Source organism: Pseudokineococcus basanitobsidens (assembly GCF_037482545.1).
GTDB classification, from domain to species: Bacteria; Actinomycetota; Actinomycetes; order Actinomycetales; family Quadrisphaeraceae; genus Pseudokineococcus; species Pseudokineococcus basanitobsidens.
On record NZ_JBBIAA010000035.1, the window covers coordinates 1 to 19,044 of the forward strand.

The window sequence follows — 19,044 nt, forward strand, 5'->3', positions numbered from 1 at the left end:
TTCGACTTCGGTACGCTGTTGAGTTCTCAAGAAGCAGACCCGCATCGCGGTGACGACCTGTCCGGCCGCCCCGTCGAGGGGCTGTGGTGTTCCGTACGCTACCCCAGCTCGTCCGCTGCTCCGGACCGGAGCAGACCCGCCTGGGGTTCCCGGACCCGCCGTCCTGTCCGCCCGCGAGGGCGAGTGACTGCGACGGATCTGAGGTGGCCTACCCGGTGGGGACCGACCACCTCTCGGTGTCCGTTCCTCCCTGCCGGGCGACGTGGAAGAAGGTAGACGACGCCGGCGACGACGCGCAACTCGGCCGCCCCGGGCCGCCGGCTCCCCGCCGGACGCGGACGTCGCCGCCGGCGCGACCGGGTCAGCCCGCGGCGCCGCCCGGTCGTGCGTCCACCGCGGCGAGGGTCCGCTTGCCCCGGCGCAGCAGGAGCCAGCGCCCGTGGAGCAGCCGGTCGCCGCCGGGCTCGGCGTCGCCGTCGACGACGGCGACGTTGTTGACGTAGGCGCCCCCGTCCGCCACGGCCCGTCGCGCGGCCGAGCGGCTCGGGCTCAGCCCGCTCGCCGCCAGGAGCTCGACGACCGTGCGGGCCCCCTCGCCGACGCGCACCTGCGGCAGCTCGGCCAGCGCGGCCTCGAGCGTGGGGGCGTCGAGCGCGGCGACGTCCCCCCGGCCGAAGAGGGCCGCCGCCGCCGCCTCCGCCGCGTCCACGGCCTCCTCGCCGTGCACCAGGCCCGTGACGTCCCGGGCCAGCGCGCGTTGCGCCGCGCGCGCGGCGGGTCGCTCGACGGTCGCCCGCTCCAGCTCGTCGACCTCCTCGGGGCCCCGGTCGGTGAAGGCCCTCAGGTACCCGCCCACCGAGGCGTCCTCCACCTGCAGCCAGAACTGGTGGAAGGCGTACGGCGAGGTGAGCGCGGGGTCGAGCCAGACGGTCCCCGTCTCGGTCTTGCCGAACTTCGTGCCGTCGGCCTTCGTGACGAGCGGCACCGTGAAGGCGTGCACCGAGCGCTGCTCGACCCGGTGCACCAGGTCGACGCCGGCCGTGATGTTGCCCCACTGGTCGCTGCCGCCGAACTGCAGCGAGCAGCCGTGGCGCCGGTGCAGCTCGAGGAAGTCGTTCCCCTGCAGCACCTGGTAGCTGAACTCCGCGTAGCTGATGCCCTCGTCGCTGCCCATGCGGGCCGCGACGGCCTCCTTGGCGAGCATCCGGCCGACGCGGAAGTGCCGGCCGACGTCCCGCAGCAGCTCCACGGCGGACAGCCCGGCCGTCCAGTCGAGGTTGTTCACGACCGAGGCCGCCGCCGGGCCGCTCACCTCCACGTAGGGCTCCACCTGGCGGCGGAGCCTCTCGACCCACCCGGCGACGACGTCCACGTCGTTGAGCGCTCGCTCCGCCGTCGGCTTGGGGTCCCCGATGAGACCCGTCGCCCCACCGACGAGCAGCAGAGGCGTGTGCCCCGACCGCTGGAGCCGCCGGGCCACGAGGAGCTGCACCAGGCTGCCGATGTGCAGGCTCGGCGCGGTCGGGTCGAAGCCCACGTAGAAGGTCAGTGGCTGCGCCAGCGCGGACCGCAGCGCGCCCTCGTCCGTGGACTGGCCGAGCAGGCCCCTCCACCGCAGCTCGTCGAGCACGTCCACGTCGCCCTCCTCGTCTCTCGCCGGGCCCCGGGCGCCCCGGGCCGGAGCCCCTCGCCGGGCACGGCCAGCCTGCCAGAGGTCCCCGCGCGTCGGCCGTCGCACGGCGGGCGCCTACCCCCGGCGCCGACCCCCCGCCCGGTAGGGCGAGACCGTCGGCTCCCCGGCGAGGTGCAGGCGCCAGGGGAAGGTCCCGCCGTCGCCGCCGGGCCCGGCCACGCCGACGCGGGGCCCGGCGACCACGGGCCCCGGGACCGCACCGTCACCGCGGGCGAGGAGCACCGGTGTCGTCGACCCGACCAGGTCGTGCCCGTCGTGCTCGCCCGTCACGCCGAGGGCCGCCGTCAGGCGGGCCGGCCCGCGGGCGAGGTCCCGGTCGCTGCGCGCCGCCGGGCGGCGGACCCGTGCCGCCTCGACGCCCTCGACGACCTCCCCGGCCCGCAGCAGGACGGCGGACGCCGTCCCCTCCGGCCCGCAGACCACGTTGGCGCACCAGTGCAGGCCGTAGGAGAAGTACACGTAGAGGCGGCCGGGCGGGCCGAACATCACCGCGGTACGGGGCGTCCGGCCGCGGGCCGCGTGCGACCCCGGGTCGTCCGGGCCCGCGTACGCCTCGACCTCGGTGAGCCGCACCGCCACCCGCCCCTCGGACGTCTCGTGCACGACGGCGCAGCCGAGCAGGTCCGCGGCGACCTCCAGGACGGGCCGGTCGAAGAAGGCGCGCCCGAGCGGCTCGGCCACGGCTGCGCGGCTCAGGAGCGGTCGCCGGGGGCGCGGCCCGCCCAGGACCGCAGCCCGCCGCTGCGCGAGCGCGCCGCCGCGAGCTGCTCGGCCACGCGCACCGGCGCCGTCCCCCCGGCGCCGTCGCGCGAGGCGATCGAGCCCTCGACGGTCAGGACGTCGCGGACCGCGGGGGACAGGCGGGGCGAGATGCCCGCGAGGTCGGCGTCGGTGAGGTCGACGAGCTCGACGCCCCGCTCCTCGCAGCGCCGCACGCACGCGCCGGCGACCTCGTGCGCCTCGCGGAAGGGCACGCCCTCGCGGACGAGCCAGTCCGCGACGTCGGTCGCGAGCGAGAAGCCCTGCGGCGCGAGCTCGGCCATCCGCCCCGTGCGGAAGCGGAGCGTGGCGACCATGCCCGTGACGGCCGGCAGCAGCACCTGCAGCGTGTCGACGGCGTCGAAGAGGGGTTCCTTGTCCTCCTGCAGGTCGCGGTTGTACGCCAGCGGGAGCCCCTTGAGCGTCGTCAGCAGACCGGTGAGGTCGCCCACCAGCCGTCCCGCCTTCCCGCGCGCGAGCTCCGCCACGTCGGGGTTCTTCTTCTGCGGCATGATGCTCGAGCCCGTCGAGTAGGCGTCGTCGAGCTCGACGAAGGAGAACTCCTTCGTGGCCCACAGGACGACCTCCTCGGCGAGGCGCGACAGGTCCACGCCCGCCATGGCCAGCACGAAGCAGGCCTCCGCGACGACGTCGCGCGCGGCCGTGCCGTCGAGGGAGTTCTCCACCGGCCCGTCGAACCCGAGCTCGGCGGCGACCGCCGCCGGGTCCAGCCCCAGGGACGAGCCCGCCAGGGCGCCGGACCCGTAGGGCGAGCGCGCCGCGCGGGCGTCCCAGTCCCGCAGCCGGTCGACGTCGCGCAGCAGCGGCCACGCGTGCGCCAGCAGGTGGTGCGCCAGCAGCACCGGCTGGGCGTGCTGCAGGTGCGTGCGCCCCGGCATCGGCGCGTCGGGGTGCGAGGCCGCCTGGTCGGCCAGGGCGTCGACGAGGTCCAGCAGGAGCCCCGCGACGACGCGCAGCTCCTCACGCGCCCACGCCCGCACGAGCGTGGCGATCTGGTCGTTGCGCGAGCGCCCTGCCCGCAGCCGCCCACCGAGGTCGTCCCCCGCCCGCTCGAGCAACCCGCGCTCCAGCGCCCCGTGCACGTCCTCGTCCGACGGCAGCGGGCCGAAGGCCCCGGAGACCACGTCCGCCTCGAGGTCGTCGAGCGCCGCCAGCATCCCGGCGAGCTGGTCGGTGGTCAGCAGGCCGGCCCCTGCCAGCACCCGGGCGTGGGCGCGCGAGCCCGCGAGGTCGTGCCGGGCCAGCCGCCAGTCGAAGTGGGTCGAGCGCGACAGCTCGGTGAGGGCGTCGGCACTGCCGCCGGCGAAGCGGCCGCCCCACAGCCGCCCCTCGCCGGTCGCGCCGGCCGCCGGTGCTCCCGCCGCCGCTGCTCCCGGGGACGCCTCAGCCACGGGTGCGCTGGTCGCGGCCGGAGGCGATCTTGCTGGGCAGGCCCCAGATGTCGACGAAGCCCTTGGCGAGGGACTGGTCGAAGGTGTCGCCCGAGTCGTACGTCGCCAGCGAGAAGTCGTAGAGGCTGCTCTCGCTGCGGCGGCCCGTCACGACGGCGCGGCCGGCGTGCAGCACGAGGCGCACGTCGCCGCTCACGTGCTCCTGGCTGTCCGCGACGAAGCCGTCGAGGGCCCGCTTGAGGGGGGAGAACCACAGGCCGTCGTAGACGAGCTCGGACCACCGCTGGGAGACGCCGCGCTTGAAGCGGGCGAGGTCGCGCTCCAGCGTGACGTTCTCCAGCTCCTCGTGCGCCGTCATCAGCGCGACGGCGCCGGGCGCCTCGTAGACCTCGCGGCTCTTGATGCCGACGAGGCGGTCCTCGACCATGTCGATCCGCCCGACCCCCTGGGCACCGGCGCGGGCGTTGAGCTGCTCGACCGCCTCGAGCATCGTCACCGGGGTGCCGTCCAGCGCCACGGGGACGCCCTTCTCGAAGGTGACCACGACCTCGTCCGGGCCCGGCGACTCCCCCGGCTCCTGCGTGTACGAGTAGACGTCCTTCGTCGGGGCGTTCCAGATGTCCTCGAGGAAGCCCGTCTCCACGGCACGCCCCCAGACGTTCTGGTCGATCGAGAAGGGGTTGCTCTTCGTCGTCTCGATCGGCAGCTCGCGGCTGGTGGCGAACTCGATGGCCTTGTCGCGGGTCAGGGCGAGGTCGCGGACGGGGGCGATGCAGGACAGCTCGGGCGCCAGGGTCTGGATGCCGACCTCGAAGCGGACCTGGTCGTTGCCCTTGCCGGTGCAGCCGTGGGCGACGACGGACGCGCCGTGCTGGCGGGCCGCGGCCACGAGGTGCTTGACGATGACGGGCCGCGAGATCGCCGAGACGAGCGGGTACCGGTCCATGTACATCGCACCCGCCTGCAGCGCGGGCAGGCAGTACTCGTCGGCGAACTCGTCGCGGGCGTCGGCGACCTCGGCCTCGACGGCCCCGCAGGCGAGCGCCCGGTCCCGGATGGTCCGGAGGTCCTCGCCCCCCTGGCCGACGTCGACGGCGACGGCGACCACCTCGGCGCCGGTGCGCTCGGCGATCCAGCCGATGGCCACGGAGGTGTCGAGGCCTCCCGAGTAGGCGAGGACGACGCGGTCGGTCACGGTGGTGCTCCTGGTGTGTGCGGGGTCTGGGTGGCCGGTGGTGCGGGTCGGAGGGTCCGGGGTCGTGCGGCGGGTCAGGCTCCCGTGCGGCCGGCCGCCAGGTCGAGCAGGCGGCGCGCCGTCGCCTCCCCGTCGCTGCTGCGGCCGATGACGAGCACGGTGTCGTCCCCGGCGATGGTGCCGAGCACCTCGGGCAGGACGGTCGTGTCCACGGCCGAGGCGAGGTACTGGGCCGCGCCCGGCGGCGTCCGCAGGACGACGAGCGGCCCCGAGGCCTCGGCCGTGACGAGCAGCTCCTCGCAGAGGCGGGCCAGCCGGGCGACCGGCGTGGCGGTGCCCTGGGCCGCCACGGGGCTGCGGTCCCCGCCCTCGCCCGGCACGGCGTAGACGAGCCCGTGCTCGGGGTCGCGGACCTTGGTGGCGCCGAGCTCGACGAGGTCCCGCGAGAGCGTGGCCTGCGTCACCTCGACGCCCTCGGCGGCGAGCAGCGAGGCGAGCTCCGTCTGGGAGCGCACGGGGCGGTCCCGCAGCAGGTCCACGACGCGGGCGTGGCGGGCCGTCCGCGTGCCCGGCCTCGCCGTCGCACCGCCGCTCACGACGTCCCCTCGCGCGCCGCCGCGGCGAGGACCCCCGGCAGCGCGGCGGTGAACGAGTCCGCCTGCTCGTCGGTGAGGACCAGCGGCGGCGCGAGCCGCACGGCGTCCGGCGCCACGGCGTTGACGACGAAGCCGGCCTCGAGCGCCGCCCGCGCCACGGCCGGCGCCTCGGGTCGCGCGAGCCCGAGCGCGAGGAGGAGCCCCTCCCCGCGCACCCCCGCGAGCAGCCCGGTGGGGTCGTCGACCCCGGCCAGGTCCGCCCGCCAGCGTGCACCCATCGAGGCCGCGCGCCCGACGAGCCCGTCACGCTCCAGGACGTGGAGGACGGCGAGGGCCGCCGCGGCGCACACGGGGTTCCCCCCGAAGGTCGTGCCGTGCTGCCCGGCGCCGAGCAGGGCGCCGGGTCCTTCGCCGAGCCCGACGACGGCGCCGACCGGGAGCCCGCCGCCGAGCCCCTTGGCGAGCGTGACGACGTCGGCGTCCACCCGCCCGTCGGGGCGGGCGCCGGCGAACCAGCGTCCCGTGCGCCCGACGCCGGTCTGCACCTCGTCGACGACGAGCAGCGCGCCCGCCGCGGCCGTCAGCTCGCGAGCCGTGGCGAGGTAGCCCGGCGGCAGCGGCCGCACGCCGGCCTCGCCCTGGACCGGCTCGACGACGAGCGCCGCGACGGCGGCGCCGGCGTCCCCGGCGAGCGCCGCGGCGAGGGCGTCGGCGTCACCGAAGGGCAGGTGCACCACGCCGCCCGGGAGCGGCTCGAAGGGCTCGCGGATGGCCTGCTTCGCCGTCATCGCCAGCGCGCCCATGGTGCGGCCGTGGAAGCCGCCCTCGAGGGCGAGCACGGTGGGTCGGCCCGTGCGCCGCGCCATCTTGAAGGCGCCCTCGTTGGCCTCGGTCCCGCTGCTGCAGAGGAAGACCCGGCTGCCGTCGGGGGCCCCGAGCAGCTCCAGGAGCCGCTCGGCCAGCGCCACCTGGGGCCCGGTGGCGAAGAAGTTGGAGACGTGCCCCAGCGTCGCCAGCTGCGCCGTGACGGCCGCCGTCAGCACCGGGTGCGCGTGGCCGAGGGCGTTGACGGCGATCCCGGCGAGGAGGTCGAGGTAGCGCCGGCCCTGCGCGTCCCAGACCCAGGCGCCCTCCCCGCGCACCAGCACCCGCTGCGGGACGCCGTACGTCCCCATGAGCGCGCGGCCGTACCGCTCGGCGACGTCACCGCCGCCCAGGCCCGGGACCTCCGCGACCGCCGGCCCGGGCGCCGCCGGCGGCGTCACGAGGCCACCACCTGGGTGCCGACGCCCTCGGGCGTGAAGACCTCGAGCAGGACGGCGTGCTCCACCCGGCCGTCGAGCACGGTCGCCTGCGGCACACCGGCTCCCACGGCGCGCAGGCACGCCTCCATCTTGGGGATCATCCCGGCGTCCAGGGTCGGGAGCAGCTCCGCCAGCTCTCCCGTCGTGATCGAGCGCACGAGCGAGGAGCGGTCGGGCCAGTCGGCGTAGAGCCCCTCGACGTCCGTGAGGACGACGAGCTTGGCCGCGCCGAGCGCGGCGGCGATGGCCGCGGCCGCCGTGTCCGCGTTGACGTTGAGCACGGCCCCCTCGTCCCGACCGGCCGCGTCGCCCTCGTCGGCGCCCTCGTCGGCGGGGTCCCCGACCTCCGGGGCCACCGTGGCCACGACGGGGATCCGGCCGGCCTCCAGCAGGTCGAGCACCGCGGTCGGGTCGACGTCCACGACGTCGCCGACCAGACCCACGTCGACGGGGCGGCCGTCGACGAGGGCCTCGCGCCGGACGGCGCGCAGGAGCCCGGCGTCCTCCCCCGACAGGCCGACGGCCAGGGGTCCGTGGGCGTTGAGCAGGCCCACGAGCTCACGGCCCACCTGGCCGACGAGCACCATGCGGACGACGTCCATGGCCTCCGGCGTCGTCACGCGCAGGCCGCCGCGGAACTCGCTCTCGATGCCGAGGCGCCCCAGCATGCTGGAGATCTGCGGCCCGCCGCCGTGGACGACGACGGGACGGACGCCGACCGAGCGCAGGAAGACCATGTCCGCGGCGAAGGCCCGCCGCAGCCGGTCGTCGGTCATGGCGTTGCCGCCGTACTTGACGACGACGACGCGCCCGGCGAAGCGCCGCAGCCACGGCAGGGCCTCCACGAGGACGGCGGCCTTCGCGCCGGCGGACAGGCCCTGCGCCGCGGTCGTCGAGGGGTCGTCGACCGGTGGGGTGGGCGCGCTCACGTCGAGTACGCCGAGTTCTCGTGCACGTAGGCGTGCGTGAGGTCGTTGGTCCGCACGGTGGCTCGCGCCCGCCCCTCCTTGAGGTCCACGACGACCTCGACCGCCCGGGCCGAGAGGTCCACGAGGTCGCGCGGCTCGCCGACGCCGCCGTCCCGGCAGACCTGGACGCCGTTGAAGGAGACGTCGAGCACGGCCGGGTCGAAGGCCGCCGTCGTCGTCCCGACGGCGGCCATGACGCGGCCCCAGTTGGGGTCGCGGCCGAAGACCGCCGCCTTGAACAGGTTGCTGCGCGCCACCGAGCGCGCGACCTCGAGCGCGTCGGCCTCGGACGCGGCGCGCTCGACCGTGATGGCGATGTCGTGCTCGCTGCCCTCGGCGTCGCCGAGCAGCTGCGCCGCGAGGTCGGCGCACAGCGGGGTGAGCGCACCCGCCAGCTCGTCCGCGCCGACCCCGACCCCCGAGGCCCCGGAGGCCAGCAGGACGACGGTGTCGTTCGTCGACTGGCAGCCGTCGGAGTCGAGGCGGTCGAAGGTGGCCGCCGTCGCGGCGCGCAGGGCGGCGTCCGCGTCCGCGGCCCCGACGACGGCGTCCGTCGTGAGGACGACGAGCATCGTGGCGAGCGCCGGGGCGAGCATGCCCGCCCCCTTCGCCATCCCGCCGCAGGACCACCCGTCCGTCCCCCCGGCCCGGACCTGCACCGCCTCCTTCGGGCGCGTGTCCGTCGTCATGACGGCGACGGCGGCGTCGTGGCCGCCGTCGGCCGTCAGCGCGGCCGCCGCGGCGTCGACGCCGGCCAGCAGCCTCGGCCGGTCGAGCTGCTCGCCGATGAGCCCGGTCGAGCACACGACGACCTCGCCGGCGCCGCAGCCGAGCAGCTCGCCGACCCGCTCCGCGGTCGCGTGGGTCGTGGCGAACCCCTCGGGCCCCGTGTAGCAGTTGGCCCCGCCCGAGTTGAGGACGACGGCGCGTCCGCGACCGCCGCGGGCGACCACCTCGGACCACAGGACCGGGGCGGCGCGGCAGCGGTTCGACGTGACGACGGCGGCCACGACGTCGGTCGGGCCGTCGTTCACGACGAGCGCGACGTCCGGGCGCCCGCTCGGCTTGAGGCCGGCGGTGACGCCCGCGGCGCGGAACCCGCGGGGGGCGGTGACGCTCACGGCAGTCCTCCCGGGGCGGGGTCGGTGGTGGGACGGGGGGTGGCGGACGGGGGCGTGCCGCGGCTCACGGCGCGAGCCCCACGGCCGTGAGCCCCGTGCCCTCGGGCAGCCCGAGGGCGAGGTTCATCCCCTGCACGGCGGCGCCGGCGGTGCCCTTGACGAGGTTGTCGAGCGCCGCGACGGCGACGACGCGGCCGACGCGCTCGTCGAGGGCCACCTGCACGTGCACGGCGTTGGAGCCCGCGACGTCCTTCGTCCGCGGCCAGCGGCCCTCCGGGAGGACGTGGACGAAGGCCTCGTCCGCGTAGGCGTCGACCCACGCCGCCCGGACGGCGTCGGCGCTCGTCCCGGGGCGGGCGCGCGCCGTGGCGGTGGCGAGGATCCCGCGCGGCATCGGCGCCAGCGTGGGGGTGAAGGAGACCGACACCGGCTGCCCGGCGGCGGCGGCGAGGCCCTGCTCGACCTCCGGGGTGTGCCGGTGGACGCCCCCGACGCCGTAGGGGGTCATCGAGCCCATGACCTCCGCGCCGAGCATCGGGACCTTCGCCGCCCGCCCGGCGCCCGAGGTGCCCGAGGCCGCGACGACGACGACGTCCTGCGGCGCGCAGAGCCCGGCGGCCATGCCCGGCGCGAGCGCCAGGGTGCAGGCGGTCGGGTAGCAGCCGGGGACCGCGAGCCGGCGGGCGCCGACGAGGGCGTCCCGCTGGCGGCCGCCCCCGGCGAGCGGCAGCTCGGGCAGCGCGTAGGGCCAGGTCCCGGCGTGCGGGGAGCCGTAGAAGGCCTCCCACTCCCCGGCGTCCCCGAGGCGGTGGTCGGCGGCGGCGTCGACGACGAGCACCTCGTCGCCGAGCTCGGCGGCGAGCGGCCCCGAGGCCCCGTGCGGCAGGGCCAGCACGACGACGTCGTGCCCGGCGAGGACCTGCGCGGTCGTGGGGCCCAGCACCCGGTCGGCGAGGGGCGTCAGGTGCGGGGCGTGCTCGCCGAGCGCCGTCCCGGCGCTGGCGGCCGCCGTGAGGGCGCCCACCTCCACGTCGGGGTGCGCGAGCAGCAGGCGGACGACCTCCGCCCCCGCGTACCCGCTCGCCCCGGCGACCGCGACCCTGACCATGCGCATGACCATACACAGACATGGATGAGCATGCGAACGACCGGGCGGGCAGGCCCGCTGCGGGCCTCAGGTGCCGCGCAGCACCGCGCCGGTGGCCTCGCCCGCCGCGGCGACGGCGGCCTCGCGGGCGCGCGAGGCCTCCGCGGTCGTCAGCGTCCGGTCCGGGGCGCGCAGGCGGAGCGCGTAGGCCAACGACCGGCGCCCCTCGCCCACCTGCTCGCCCTCGTAGACGTCGACGAGGCGGAGGCCCTCCAGCAGCGGGCCGGCACCGCGGCGCAGCGCCCGCTCCACCTCGCCGGAGGGGACCGCCGCGTCGACGACGAGCGCGACGTCCTGCTTCACGGGCGGGTACGCGACGACGGGGCGTGCGCGCCGGGGCCCCGGGCGGGCCGCGAGCAGCGGCTCGAGGTCGAGCTCCAGGGCGACCGTCCGGGCGGGCAGCTCGAGGGCGGCGACGACGCGCGGCGCGAGCTCGCCGGCATGACCGACGACCTCGGCCTCCCCCGCGCCCGTCCCGGCCACCCGCAGCGCCACGCAGCGGCCGGGGTGGAAGGGGGCCCGTCCGGGGTCGGCCACCGGCTCGAGCGGGACGCCCAGCGCCTCGCCGACGAGCAGCGCCACCTCGACGGCGTCGCGGGCGTCGGCGGTGCGGCCGGGGCCCTCCCAGCCTCGGGGCGCCCGGGCCCCGGACAGCAGGGCCGCCACGTGGAGCGGCTGGGGCGGCACGGCGTCGCGCACCGCCCGCTCCTCCTGCGCGCTCGGCCGGCCGTCCGTCCCGGGGCGTGGCGCCGGGCTCCGTCGCCCCGCCGGCCCGGGCAGGACGACGGGCGCCACCTCGACGAGCGCCACGTCCTCGACGCCGCGGCCGACGTTGCGGCGCAGGACGTCGACGAGCGTGGCCAGCAGGCTCGTGCGCAGCAGCGGCGCCTCCTCGCGCAGCGGGTTGGCCACCCGCAGCGCGACGCGGCGCTCGTCCCCCTCGGGCAGCCCGAGCTCGTCCGCCCGACCGGGCGCGGTGAAGACGTCGGCCTGCACCTCGACCAGCCCGGCCTCGGCGAGGACGCGGGCCAGCGACCGGACGGCGCGCCGGCGCGGGGAGAGCCCGCCGAGCCGCGAGCCCGTCGTCCCGGGCCGGGCACGGGGCAGCACCGACGGGACGCGGTCGTAGCCGTCGAGCCGGGCGACCTCCTCGACGAGGTCCGCGGCCTGGAGCAGGTCGGGGCGCCAGGCCGGGGGGCGCACGGAGAGCACCTCGGCGCCCGCGTCCGCCACCTCGCAGCCGACCTGCTCGACCAGCGCGACCACCCGCTCGGGCGGGTACGGGACGCCGACGAGGCGGGCCGGCTCCCCCACGGGCAGCCGGACCCACGGCCGCTCCCGCGGGGCGCCGACGTCGGTGAGGCCGTCCTCGGCCGCCCCGCCGCCGTGGCGGACGAGGAGGTCGACGGCGAGCTGGGACGCCGCGGCGGTCGCGGCGTCGTCGACGCCGCGCTCGAAGCGGCGGCTCGCCTCGCTCGGCAGCCGGTGCCGCCGCGCCGTCCGGGCGACCGAGACGGGGTCGAAGCACGCGGCCTCGAGCACGAGGTCGCGGGTGGAGGCCGTGACCTCCGTGCCGGCGCCGCCCATCACGCCCGCCAGGCCCACGGCCCGGGCGCCGTCCTCGCCGTCCGCGACGACGAGGTCCTCCGGGTGCAGCGCACGGTCGACGCCGTCGAGCGTGGTGAGCCGCTCGCCGGGGCGGGCGCGCCGAACGGTGACCGGGCCGTCGAGCGCCGCGGCGTCGTAGGCGTGCAGCGGCTGGCCGACGAGGAGCATGACGTAGTTGGTCACGTCGACCGCCAGCGAGACCGGGCGCACCCCGGCCTGGACGAGCCGGCGACGCAACCACCACGGCGAGGGGGCCGCCGCGTCCACCCCGCGCACGGTGCGGGCCGTGAACCGGGTCGCCCCGGGGCGGCCGTCGAGCGGCGCCCCGTCGGCGAGGACCACGGCGCGCCCACCGGGCGCCGCCGGGACGGCGACGCCCTCCAGCGGGTCGCGGAAGGCGCGCGCGACGTCGAGCCGGCGGCCGTGGGCGAGCTCGCGGCCGAGGCCGCGCACGCTGAGGCAGTAGCCGCGGTCGGGGGTGACGTTGACCTCGACGACGCGGTCGTCGAGCCCCAGCAGCGCCAGGGCGTCGTCGCCGGGACGCGCGTCGGCGGCGGCCTGGCCGAGCAGCTCGCCGAGCACGACGATGCCCGAGGACTCCTCGCCGAGCCCCAGCTCGGCGGCCGAGCAGATCATCCCGTCCGAGACGTGCCCGTAGGTCCTGCGCGCCGCGATGGCGAAGCCGCCCGGCAGCACGGCGCCCGGCAGGCTGACCACGACGAGGTCGCCGGCGCCGAAGTTCTGCGCGCCGCAGACGATCCCGCGCGGCGCGTCCTCGCCGACGTCCACGGAGCACCAGTGGATGGTCTTCCCGTTCTTCTGGGGCTCGGGCTCGGCCGAGACCACCCGGCCGACGACGACGGGGCCGGTGACGTCCCCGCCGTGCAGCCCCTCCTCCTCGAGGCCGACCCGCACGAGCGCGGCGGCCACGCCGCGCGCGGTCGCCTCCGGGCCCTCGGCGGGCACCTCGACGTCGGCGACCTCCGCGAGCCAGCTGACCGGGACGCGCATCAGACCTCGCTCCCGAGCCGGCGGCTGAAGCGGACGTCGCCCTCGACCATGTCGCGCATGTCCCCCACGCCGTTGCGGAACATCAGCGCCCGCTCGATGCCCATCCCGAAGGCGAAGCCGGAGTAGCGCTCCGGGTCGACGCCGGCGGCCCGCAGGACGGCGGGGTTGACCATCCCGCAGCCGCCCCACTCGATCCAGGCCGTGCCTCCGCAGGTGCGGCACGGCGCCGCCTCCTCGTCGGCCGCCCCGTCCGCCGCGACGACCGGCGCGCCGGCGTCCGCCTCGGCCGCCGTGGCGGCGCCGGCGGCGTCACCCGCACGGGGGGCGAGGCCGGTGCCCGCGCAGACCGGGCAGCGCACGTCCATCTCGGCGCTGGGCTCGGTGAAGGGGAAGTAGTTGGGCCGCAGGCGCGTCGTCGTGCCCTCGCCGAGCACGGCGACGACGAGCGCGTCGAGGACACCCCGCAGGTGCGCCATCGTCAGGTGCTCGTCGACGGCGAGGCCCTCGACCTGGGTGAAGACGGGCGTGTGCGTGGCGTCGAGCTCGTCCGTGCGGAAGACGCGCCCCGGGACGGCGACGTAGAGCGGCGCACCGTGCTCGAGCAGCGCCCGCGCCTGCACGGGCGAGGTGTGGGTGCGCAGCACGAGGCCGTCCTCCGGCGGGTCGACGACGAAGGTGTCCTGCATCTGGCGGGCGGGGTGGTCCGGCCCGAAGTTCAGGGCGTCGAAGTTGAACCACTCGGCCTCGACCTCGGGCCCCTCGAGGACACCCCACCCGAGCCCGGTGAAGAAGTCCTCGACGTCCTCGACCAGCAGGGCCAGCGGGTGGCGCGCCCCGCGCGGGCGGCGCGACGTCGGCTGCGTGAGGTCCTGCGCCTCGGTGACCAGGACGGCGGCGTCCCGCTCCGCCTCGAGCACCTCGCGCCGCTCGGCGACCGCGGCGGACACCCGGCGCCGGGCCCCGCCCACGGCCCGGCCGGCCGCCGCCTTCTGCGCGCCCGGCAGCGACCCGATCGCGCGGTTCGCGAGCGCCAGCGGGCTCCGGTCGCCGGTGTGCACCCGCGACGTCGCCGTGAGCGCGTCCAGGTCCCCCGCGGCGGCCACGGCGTCGAGGGCGGCCTGCGCGGCCACCTCGACGGCGTCGCCGTCGGTCGGGTCGACCCCGGCGGCGTCACCGGGGAGATCGGCGTCGCCGGGGAGATCGGTGCTGCCGGGGGGATCGGTGTCGTCGGTCGCGGGCACGGCCGGGAGTCTAGGGAAGGGCGCGGGACGGGGCCGACGCCCGCGGGCCCGCCCTCACAGGTCGGGGTGCAGCCCTGCCGTCGGGTCCCCCGCCGGCAGGGCGAGCACGAAACGGGCCCCGCCGAGGTCCGAGCGCCGGACGACGATCCGCCCCCCGTGGGCCTCGACGAGGCCGCGGACGACGTAGAGGCCGAGGCCGGTGCCGCCCCGGCTCTCACCGCGCCAGAACTTGGTGAAGACGAGCGGGATGTGGGCCTCGGCGATCCCGGCGCCGCCGTCCTCGACGCAGACGACGACGGCGTCCGCCTGCGGGGAGGCCGCGTCGTCGAGGTGCTCCGCAGTGAGGGGGCCGGTACCGAGGGAGAGCCGCACCGGCCCGTCCCCGTGCCGGACCGCGTTCTCGACGAGGTTGGCGAGCACCTGGTCGAGGCGGTCGTGGTCGGCCCAGACCTCCGGCAGCGCCCCGGGGTCGGGGACCCGCACCTCGATCCTCGCCGGGTCGAGGCCGGAGGCGACCGCCCGCTCCGCGTGCCCGCGCAGCACCGCCGCCAGGTCCACCGGGAGCGTGCGCACCTCCAGGCGCCCCGCGTCGATCCTGGAGATGTCGAGGAGCTCGGTGATGAGCCGGGTCACGCGGTCGGCGTCGTGCTCGACCGTGCGCAGCATGAGCTGCTTCTGCTCGTCGCTGAAGCGGTCCCAGCGGCGCAGCAGCGTGGAGGTGAAGCCCTTCACGCTCGTCAGGGGCGAGCGCAGCTCGTGCGCGACGGTGGCGATGAGGCCCGCGTGGTCCTGCTCGGCCCGGCGGCGCGCGGCGGTGGGCCGCACGGACAGGACCACCCGGCTCACCGGCCGGCCCCGACCGGGGCGCACGTAGCGCGCGGTGACGAGCACCTCCCGCCCCCCGGGCAGCACGAGCAGCCGCTCGCGGTGCCCGCGCCGGGTCGCGAGGCCGGACCACGGGTCGGTGCACGCCCACCACCGTCGTCCCGACGTGTCCTGCCAGGGCAGGCCCTCGCGCACGTCGCGGCCGAGGAGGTCGGCGGCCGGGACGCCGAGGACCCGCTCCGCCTCGGCGGTGACGACCACGGCGCGGGCGTCGGCGTCCGCGACGACCAGGCCGTCGGGCAGGTCCTCGGGGTCGAGCAGGACCGGCACCGGGCTCACGGCGCGCCCACGGACCCGGCCGCCCGCGGACCGGCGTCGGCGCGCAGGCGCCGGTGCGCGCGCGCCGCGGCGTAGAGGCAGACCGTCGCGGCCGTGGCGAGGTTGAGGCTCTCGGCGCGGCCGTGGATGGGCACCCGGACGACGGCGTCCGCGAGGGCACGCTGCTCCGCCGACAGGCCCTGGGCCTCGGTGCCGAAGAGCCACGCCACGGGGCCGGCCAGCGGGCCGGTCCTGCGCTCGGCCTCGTCGGCGAGGTCGTCCAGGTCCGCGGGGCCGTCGCCGTCGGCGGCGAGCACGGCGGCGCCGCACGCCCGCAGCGACGCCACCGTCTCGCCGAGGTCCGCGCCGACGACCACGTCCACGTGGAAGAGGCTGCCGGCGGTGGAGCGGACGCACTTGGGGTTGTGCACGTCGACGCTGCCGGCGCTCAGCACGACCGCCCCGGCCCCCGCGGCGTCCGCCGCGCGCAGCACGGCCCCCGCGTTGCCCGGGTCGCGCACCTCGGCGAGGACGGCGACGAGGGCGGGCCGGCGCGCCAGCGCCGTCGCGAGGGGGACGTCCACCGGCCGGCACACGGCGACGAGCCCCTGCGGGGTCACGGTGTCCGCCATCTCGGCCAGCACCTCCGCGGTGCAGGGGCGGACCACCGTGCCGGCCGCGAGGGCGTCGGCGACGACGTCCTCGTGGCGGGCCAGCGCCTCGACCGTCCCGTAGACCTCCCGCGCCGCCACGGTCCCGGACGGACCGGGCCGCACCGCCTCGCGCACCGCCTGCGGCCCCTCGGCGAGGAAGAGGCCGGCCCGGACGCGCGAGGGGCGCCCCGCGAGCCGCCGCACCGACCGCACCCGCTCGGAGCGGGGGTTGGTCAGCACGTCGGCGTCGGGGCGCCCCTGCACGGCGTGCGCGCGGGAGGACGACCGGTCGGGCGTCCTCACGGGGTCGGCCTCAGGCCGCGGCCGCGCCGGACGCAGCCGGCTGCGCCGGCACGTTGGCCCGCGACAGCTCGACGAGCGCCGCGAAGGCCGCCTCGTCGTTGACGGCCATCTCCGCGAGCATGCGGCGGTCCACCTCGACGCCCGCGGCCTTGAGCCCCTGGACGAACCGGTTGTAGGTCATGCCGTGGGCGCGGGCCCCCGCGTTGATCCGCTGGATCCACAGCCGGCGGAAGTCCCCCTTGCGCGCCTTGCGGTCGCGGTAGGAGTACACCAGCGAGTGGGTGACCTGCTCCTTGGCCTTGCGGTACAGCCGCGAGCGCTGGCCGCGGTAGCCGCTGGCGCGCTCGAGGGTCTCCCGGCGCTTCTTCTGGGCGTTGACGGCCCTCTTGACGCGTGCCACTGACGTGCTCCTCGTGTCGTCCGGGCCCGGGGGCCGCGGGTCCGCGCGACGGCCGCAGGGCCGTCACCACCGGCCGCTGGCGGCCCGGTGCTGCGGGGTGTGCTGGTGGGTGCGTCCCTCGCGAGGGACGCGGGTGCCGGGCGCTGCCGCCCGGCCGTGGTCGGCCGCGGTCAGCGCCCGAGCAGCCGGCGGGCCCTCTTCGCGTCGGCCCCGCTGACCTCGACGTCGCCCGCGAGGCGGCGCGTCACCCGCGAGGGCTTGCCCTCGAACAGGTGGCGACGGCCGGCGCGCTCGCGCATGACCTTGCCGGTGCCGGTGAGGCGCAGGCGCTTCTTGGCGCCGCTGTGGGTCTTGTTCTTCGGCATGCCGCCGTCTCTCCTCGGTGCTGCGTCGGGCCGTGCGCGCTCCTGGTGCGGGCGCACGGCGCCCCCGGTCCCCCGGGGGCGGTGCGGGTGGTGCTGGTCTCGCCGGCCGGCCGGGATCAGGCCTGCTGCTCGGCCGTCTCCTGCTCGGCCGCGGGGGCCGCGTCCGCCGGCTGCTCCGGGGCCTGCTCCGGAGCCGCCGCGGCCTCCGGGGCGTCCCGGCGCCGACGCTGCTCGGCACGGGCCTCGGCCTTCTTCCGGTGCGGGCCGATGACCATGACCATGTTGCGGCCGTCCTGGGTGGGCGCGCTCTCGACCGAGCCCAGCTCCTCGACGTCGCCGGCCATCCGCTGCAGGAGCCGGTAGCCCATCTCCGGGCGGGACTGCTCACGCCCGCGGAACATGATCATGACCTTGACCTTGTCGCCCGCGGACAGGAACTTCTCGGCCTGGCCCTTCTTGGTGGCGTAGTCGTGCGGGTCGATCTTCAGGCGCAGGCGGACGGTCTTGAGCACCGTGTTGGCCTGGTTCTTGCGCGCCTCGCGCGCCTTCATGTCGGCCTCGTACTTGAACTTGCCGAAGTCCATGAGCTTGCAGACGGGCGGTCGCGCCTGCGGGGCGACCTCGACCAGGTCGAGGTCGGCCTCCTGGGCGAGACGGAGGGCGTCCTCGACGCGGACGATCCCGACCTGCTCCCCTCCGGGTCCGACGAGCCGGACCTCGGGGACGCGGATCCGGTCGTTGATGCGCGGTTCGCTGATGTGCTGCTCCTCGTCGTGCGGTCCGGTGCCGTCCCACGCCGCGGGGCGGACCCCCGGGCCGTGGTCGCGTCGGCGGTGACGTCCCACCCGGGGTTCCGGTTGCCCGTGGACGCCCTCGCAGGAGGGCGCGCCACGGGGCGCACGCACCGGCAGCCGCCGGGCGGACCGGGACCCGGCCACCGCTCCGGCCGGGGGCCGGGGGTCGCGATCGGGTGGGAGGGTGTCCTCCGCTTGGCGTCCTCTCCCGGGCACCAGCCGGAGGCGGGCGCTCGGTCGAGGTCGGTCTGCGTGCCAGGCTAGCAGCCGTGGACCCGCAGACCCCAGCCCACGAGGCCCCGAGCCCCGACACCCCCGCCGCAGAGCCCGCCGCCACCGCAGGGGGAGCGCTCGCCGAGGGGACCGGTGGGCCCTCGGCGGTCCGGGACATCGCCGAGGTGCCGGCCGTCGAGGTCATCACCACCGCCGCGGTCCACCTCATGAGCGCCGCAGCCGTCAAGTGCGGGCTCGCGGAGGACGCCGAGGCCGCCGGGCACCTCGACCTCGCGGAGGCGCGCGTGCTCATCTCCGCCCTCGCGGGCCTGGTGACCACCGCCGCGCCGGACATCGGCAACCAGCACGCGCGGGCGCTGCGCGACGGCCTGCGGTCCCTGCAGCTGGCCTTCCGCGAGGCCTCCACGGTGCCGGACGCCCCCGGTGACGGCCCGGGCGAGCGCCTCACCGGACCGGTCCGCTGACCGCGCGTCCTGCCCGCGGCCACGTCCCGCGCTTGACGGGTTCCAGACTGGGTGGTCCGCTGGCGTCGTGAGCGCCCCCGCCAGCACCTCCGCGAGCGCAGCGGGGGCCCCCCTCCCGGCGGCCGAGCGCCTGCGCGCCGCGGGCCTGCGCGCCACCGCCCCGCGCGTCGCGGCCCTGGGCGTCCTCGCCGAGCAGCCGCACGCCGACGCCGACGACGTGGCGCGCGGCGTGCGCGCCCGCATCGGCCGCGTCTCCACCCAGGCGGCGTACGACGTCCTCCACGCGCTGGTCGGCGCGGGCCTCGTCCGGCGGATCGAGCCCGCCGGCTCGCCCGCCCTCTTCGAGCTGCGGGTGGGCGACAACCACCACCACCTCGTCTGCCGGTCCTGCGGCGAGGTCCGGGACGTCGACTGCGCCGTCGGCGCGGCGCCGTGCCTCGTGCCGGCGGCCGACGGCACGGGCTTCGCCGTCGACGAGGCCGAGGTCATCTACTGGGGCACCTGCGCCCGGTGCGCCGCCGCCTGAGCCCACCTGGGCACCGTCTGCACGCGGCCTGCGAAGGCCCGGCCGCGAGGTGCGGGCGGGGTCCCTGTGGCACATCGTGGGACGTGAACCGGGTCGAGCAGCACGGC

Annotated in this window: 18 protein-coding genes; 2 read left to right on the forward strand and 16 right to left on the reverse strand. The window is 77.5% G+C overall.

Translation table 11 applies throughout. The annotated features are described in order from the left end of the window. Nucleotides 1-361: 361 nt before the first annotated feature. The 16 genes from tyrS to infC all read right to left on the reverse strand — a co-directional run bounded on the left by tyrS (nucleotide 362) and on the right by infC (nucleotide 17,677). The gene (gene tyrS / locus WDZ17_RS16100) at nucleotides 362-1,636 is read right to left on the reverse strand and encodes a tyrosine--tRNA ligase (protein WP_339576198.1); all 1,275 of its coding nucleotides are present in this window, start codon (nucleotides 1,634-1,636) and stop codon (nucleotides 362-364) included. A 111-nt stretch (nucleotides 1,637-1,747) separates the two neighbouring features. After that, nucleotides 1,748-2,374: a DNA-3-methyladenine glycosylase gene (locus WDZ17_RS16105; protein WP_339576199.1), complete on the reverse strand. Its 627-nt coding sequence runs from the start codon at nucleotides 2,372-2,374 to the stop codon at nucleotides 1,748-1,750. An 11-nt stretch (nucleotides 2,375-2,385) separates the two neighbouring features. Next, nucleotides 2,386-3,795, reverse strand: a complete 1,410-nt coding sequence (argH, locus tag WDZ17_RS16110) for an argininosuccinate lyase (RefSeq protein WP_422632012.1) — start codon at nucleotides 3,793-3,795, stop codon at nucleotides 2,386-2,388. Between the two features lie 61 nt (nucleotides 3,796-3,856). Beyond that, complete coding sequence (locus tag WDZ17_RS16115) at nucleotides 3,857-5,059, reverse strand: argininosuccinate synthase (protein WP_339576201.1); 1,203 nt, start codon at nucleotides 5,057-5,059, stop codon at nucleotides 3,857-3,859. Between the two features lie 74 nt (nucleotides 5,060-5,133). Next, on the reverse strand, nucleotides 5,134-5,655 hold the full coding sequence (locus tag WDZ17_RS16120) for an arginine repressor (RefSeq protein WP_339576202.1): 522 nt from the start codon (nucleotides 5,653-5,655) through the stop codon (nucleotides 5,134-5,136). Then, a complete protein-coding gene (locus WDZ17_RS16125) occupies nucleotides 5,652-6,920 on the reverse strand; it encodes an acetylornithine transaminase (protein ID WP_339576203.1) in 1,269 nt (422 codons plus the stop codon). Before WDZ17_RS16125 ends, WDZ17_RS16120 begins: the two co-directional genes overlap by 4 nt. Further along, entirely contained in the window at nucleotides 6,917-7,888 is a 972-nt protein-coding gene (gene argB / locus WDZ17_RS16130) for an acetylglutamate kinase (protein WP_339576204.1), read from the reverse strand. The genes WDZ17_RS16125 and argB overlap by 4 nt, the downstream gene beginning before the upstream one ends. Beyond that, nucleotides 7,885-9,048, reverse strand: coding sequence for a bifunctional glutamate N-acetyltransferase/amino-acid acetyltransferase ArgJ (gene argJ, locus WDZ17_RS16135; RefSeq protein WP_339576205.1), 1,164 nt, complete (start codon nucleotides 9,046-9,048; stop codon nucleotides 7,885-7,887). The genes argB and argJ overlap by 4 nt, the downstream gene beginning before the upstream one ends. Nucleotides 9,049-9,112: 64 nt before the next feature. Further along, nucleotides 9,113-10,156, reverse strand: a complete 1,044-nt coding sequence (argC, locus tag WDZ17_RS16140; protein WP_339576206.1) for an N-acetyl-gamma-glutamyl-phosphate reductase — start codon at nucleotides 10,154-10,156, stop codon at nucleotides 9,113-9,115. Between the two features lie 66 nt (nucleotides 10,157-10,222). Beyond that, nucleotides 10,223-12,814 (reverse strand): phenylalanine--tRNA ligase subunit beta, encoded by a 2,592-nt coding sequence (pheT, locus tag WDZ17_RS16145; RefSeq protein WP_339576207.1) that lies wholly within the window; start codon nucleotides 12,812-12,814, stop codon nucleotides 10,223-10,225. Further along, nucleotides 12,814-14,055 (reverse strand): phenylalanine--tRNA ligase subunit alpha, encoded by a 1,242-nt coding sequence (gene pheS, locus WDZ17_RS16150; protein WP_339576208.1) that lies wholly within the window; start codon nucleotides 14,053-14,055, stop codon nucleotides 12,814-12,816. The genes pheT and pheS overlap by 1 nt, the downstream gene beginning before the upstream one ends. Before the next feature lie 54 nt (nucleotides 14,056-14,109). Further along, nucleotides 14,110-15,219 carry a sensor histidine kinase gene (locus WDZ17_RS16155; protein WP_339576209.1) on the reverse strand — a complete coding sequence of 370 codons (1,110 nt, stop codon included), beginning with the start codon at nucleotides 15,217-15,219 and terminating at the stop codon, nucleotides 14,110-14,112. After that, a complete protein-coding gene (locus WDZ17_RS16160) occupies nucleotides 15,216-16,115 on the reverse strand; it encodes a TrmH family RNA methyltransferase (RefSeq protein WP_422632013.1) in 900 nt (299 codons plus the stop codon). The genes WDZ17_RS16155 and WDZ17_RS16160 overlap by 4 nt, the downstream gene beginning before the upstream one ends. A gap of 49 nt (nucleotides 16,116-16,164) precedes the next feature. Next, nucleotides 16,165-16,554, reverse strand: a complete 390-nt coding sequence (rplT, locus tag WDZ17_RS16165; RefSeq protein WP_339576211.1) for a 50S ribosomal protein L20 — start codon at nucleotides 16,552-16,554, stop codon at nucleotides 16,165-16,167. A gap of 170 nt (nucleotides 16,555-16,724) precedes the next feature. Next, nucleotides 16,725-16,919, reverse strand: coding sequence for a 50S ribosomal protein L35 (rpmI, locus tag WDZ17_RS16170; RefSeq protein ID WP_339576212.1), 195 nt, complete (start codon nucleotides 16,917-16,919; stop codon nucleotides 16,725-16,727). Between the two features lie 116 nt (nucleotides 16,920-17,035). Further along, nucleotides 17,036-17,677 (reverse strand): translation initiation factor IF-3, encoded by a 642-nt coding sequence (gene infC, locus WDZ17_RS16175; RefSeq protein ID WP_422632014.1) that lies wholly within the window; start codon nucleotides 17,675-17,677, stop codon nucleotides 17,036-17,038. 305 nt (nucleotides 17,678-17,982) lie between these two features. On the opposite strand from infC, the gene WDZ17_RS16180 reads away from it, so the two are divergent. Together WDZ17_RS16180 and WDZ17_RS16185 are read left to right on the forward strand one after the other, a co-directional pair. Further along, on the forward strand, nucleotides 17,983-18,411 hold the full coding sequence (locus tag WDZ17_RS16180; RefSeq protein WP_339576214.1) for a DUF1844 domain-containing protein: 429 nt from the start codon (nucleotides 17,983-17,985) through the stop codon (nucleotides 18,409-18,411). 67 nt (nucleotides 18,412-18,478) lie between these two features. After that, nucleotides 18,479-18,937: a Fur family transcriptional regulator gene (locus tag WDZ17_RS16185; protein WP_339576215.1), complete on the forward strand. Its 459-nt coding sequence runs from the start codon at nucleotides 18,479-18,481 to the stop codon at nucleotides 18,935-18,937. Nucleotides 18,938-19,044: the final 107 nt, after the last annotated feature.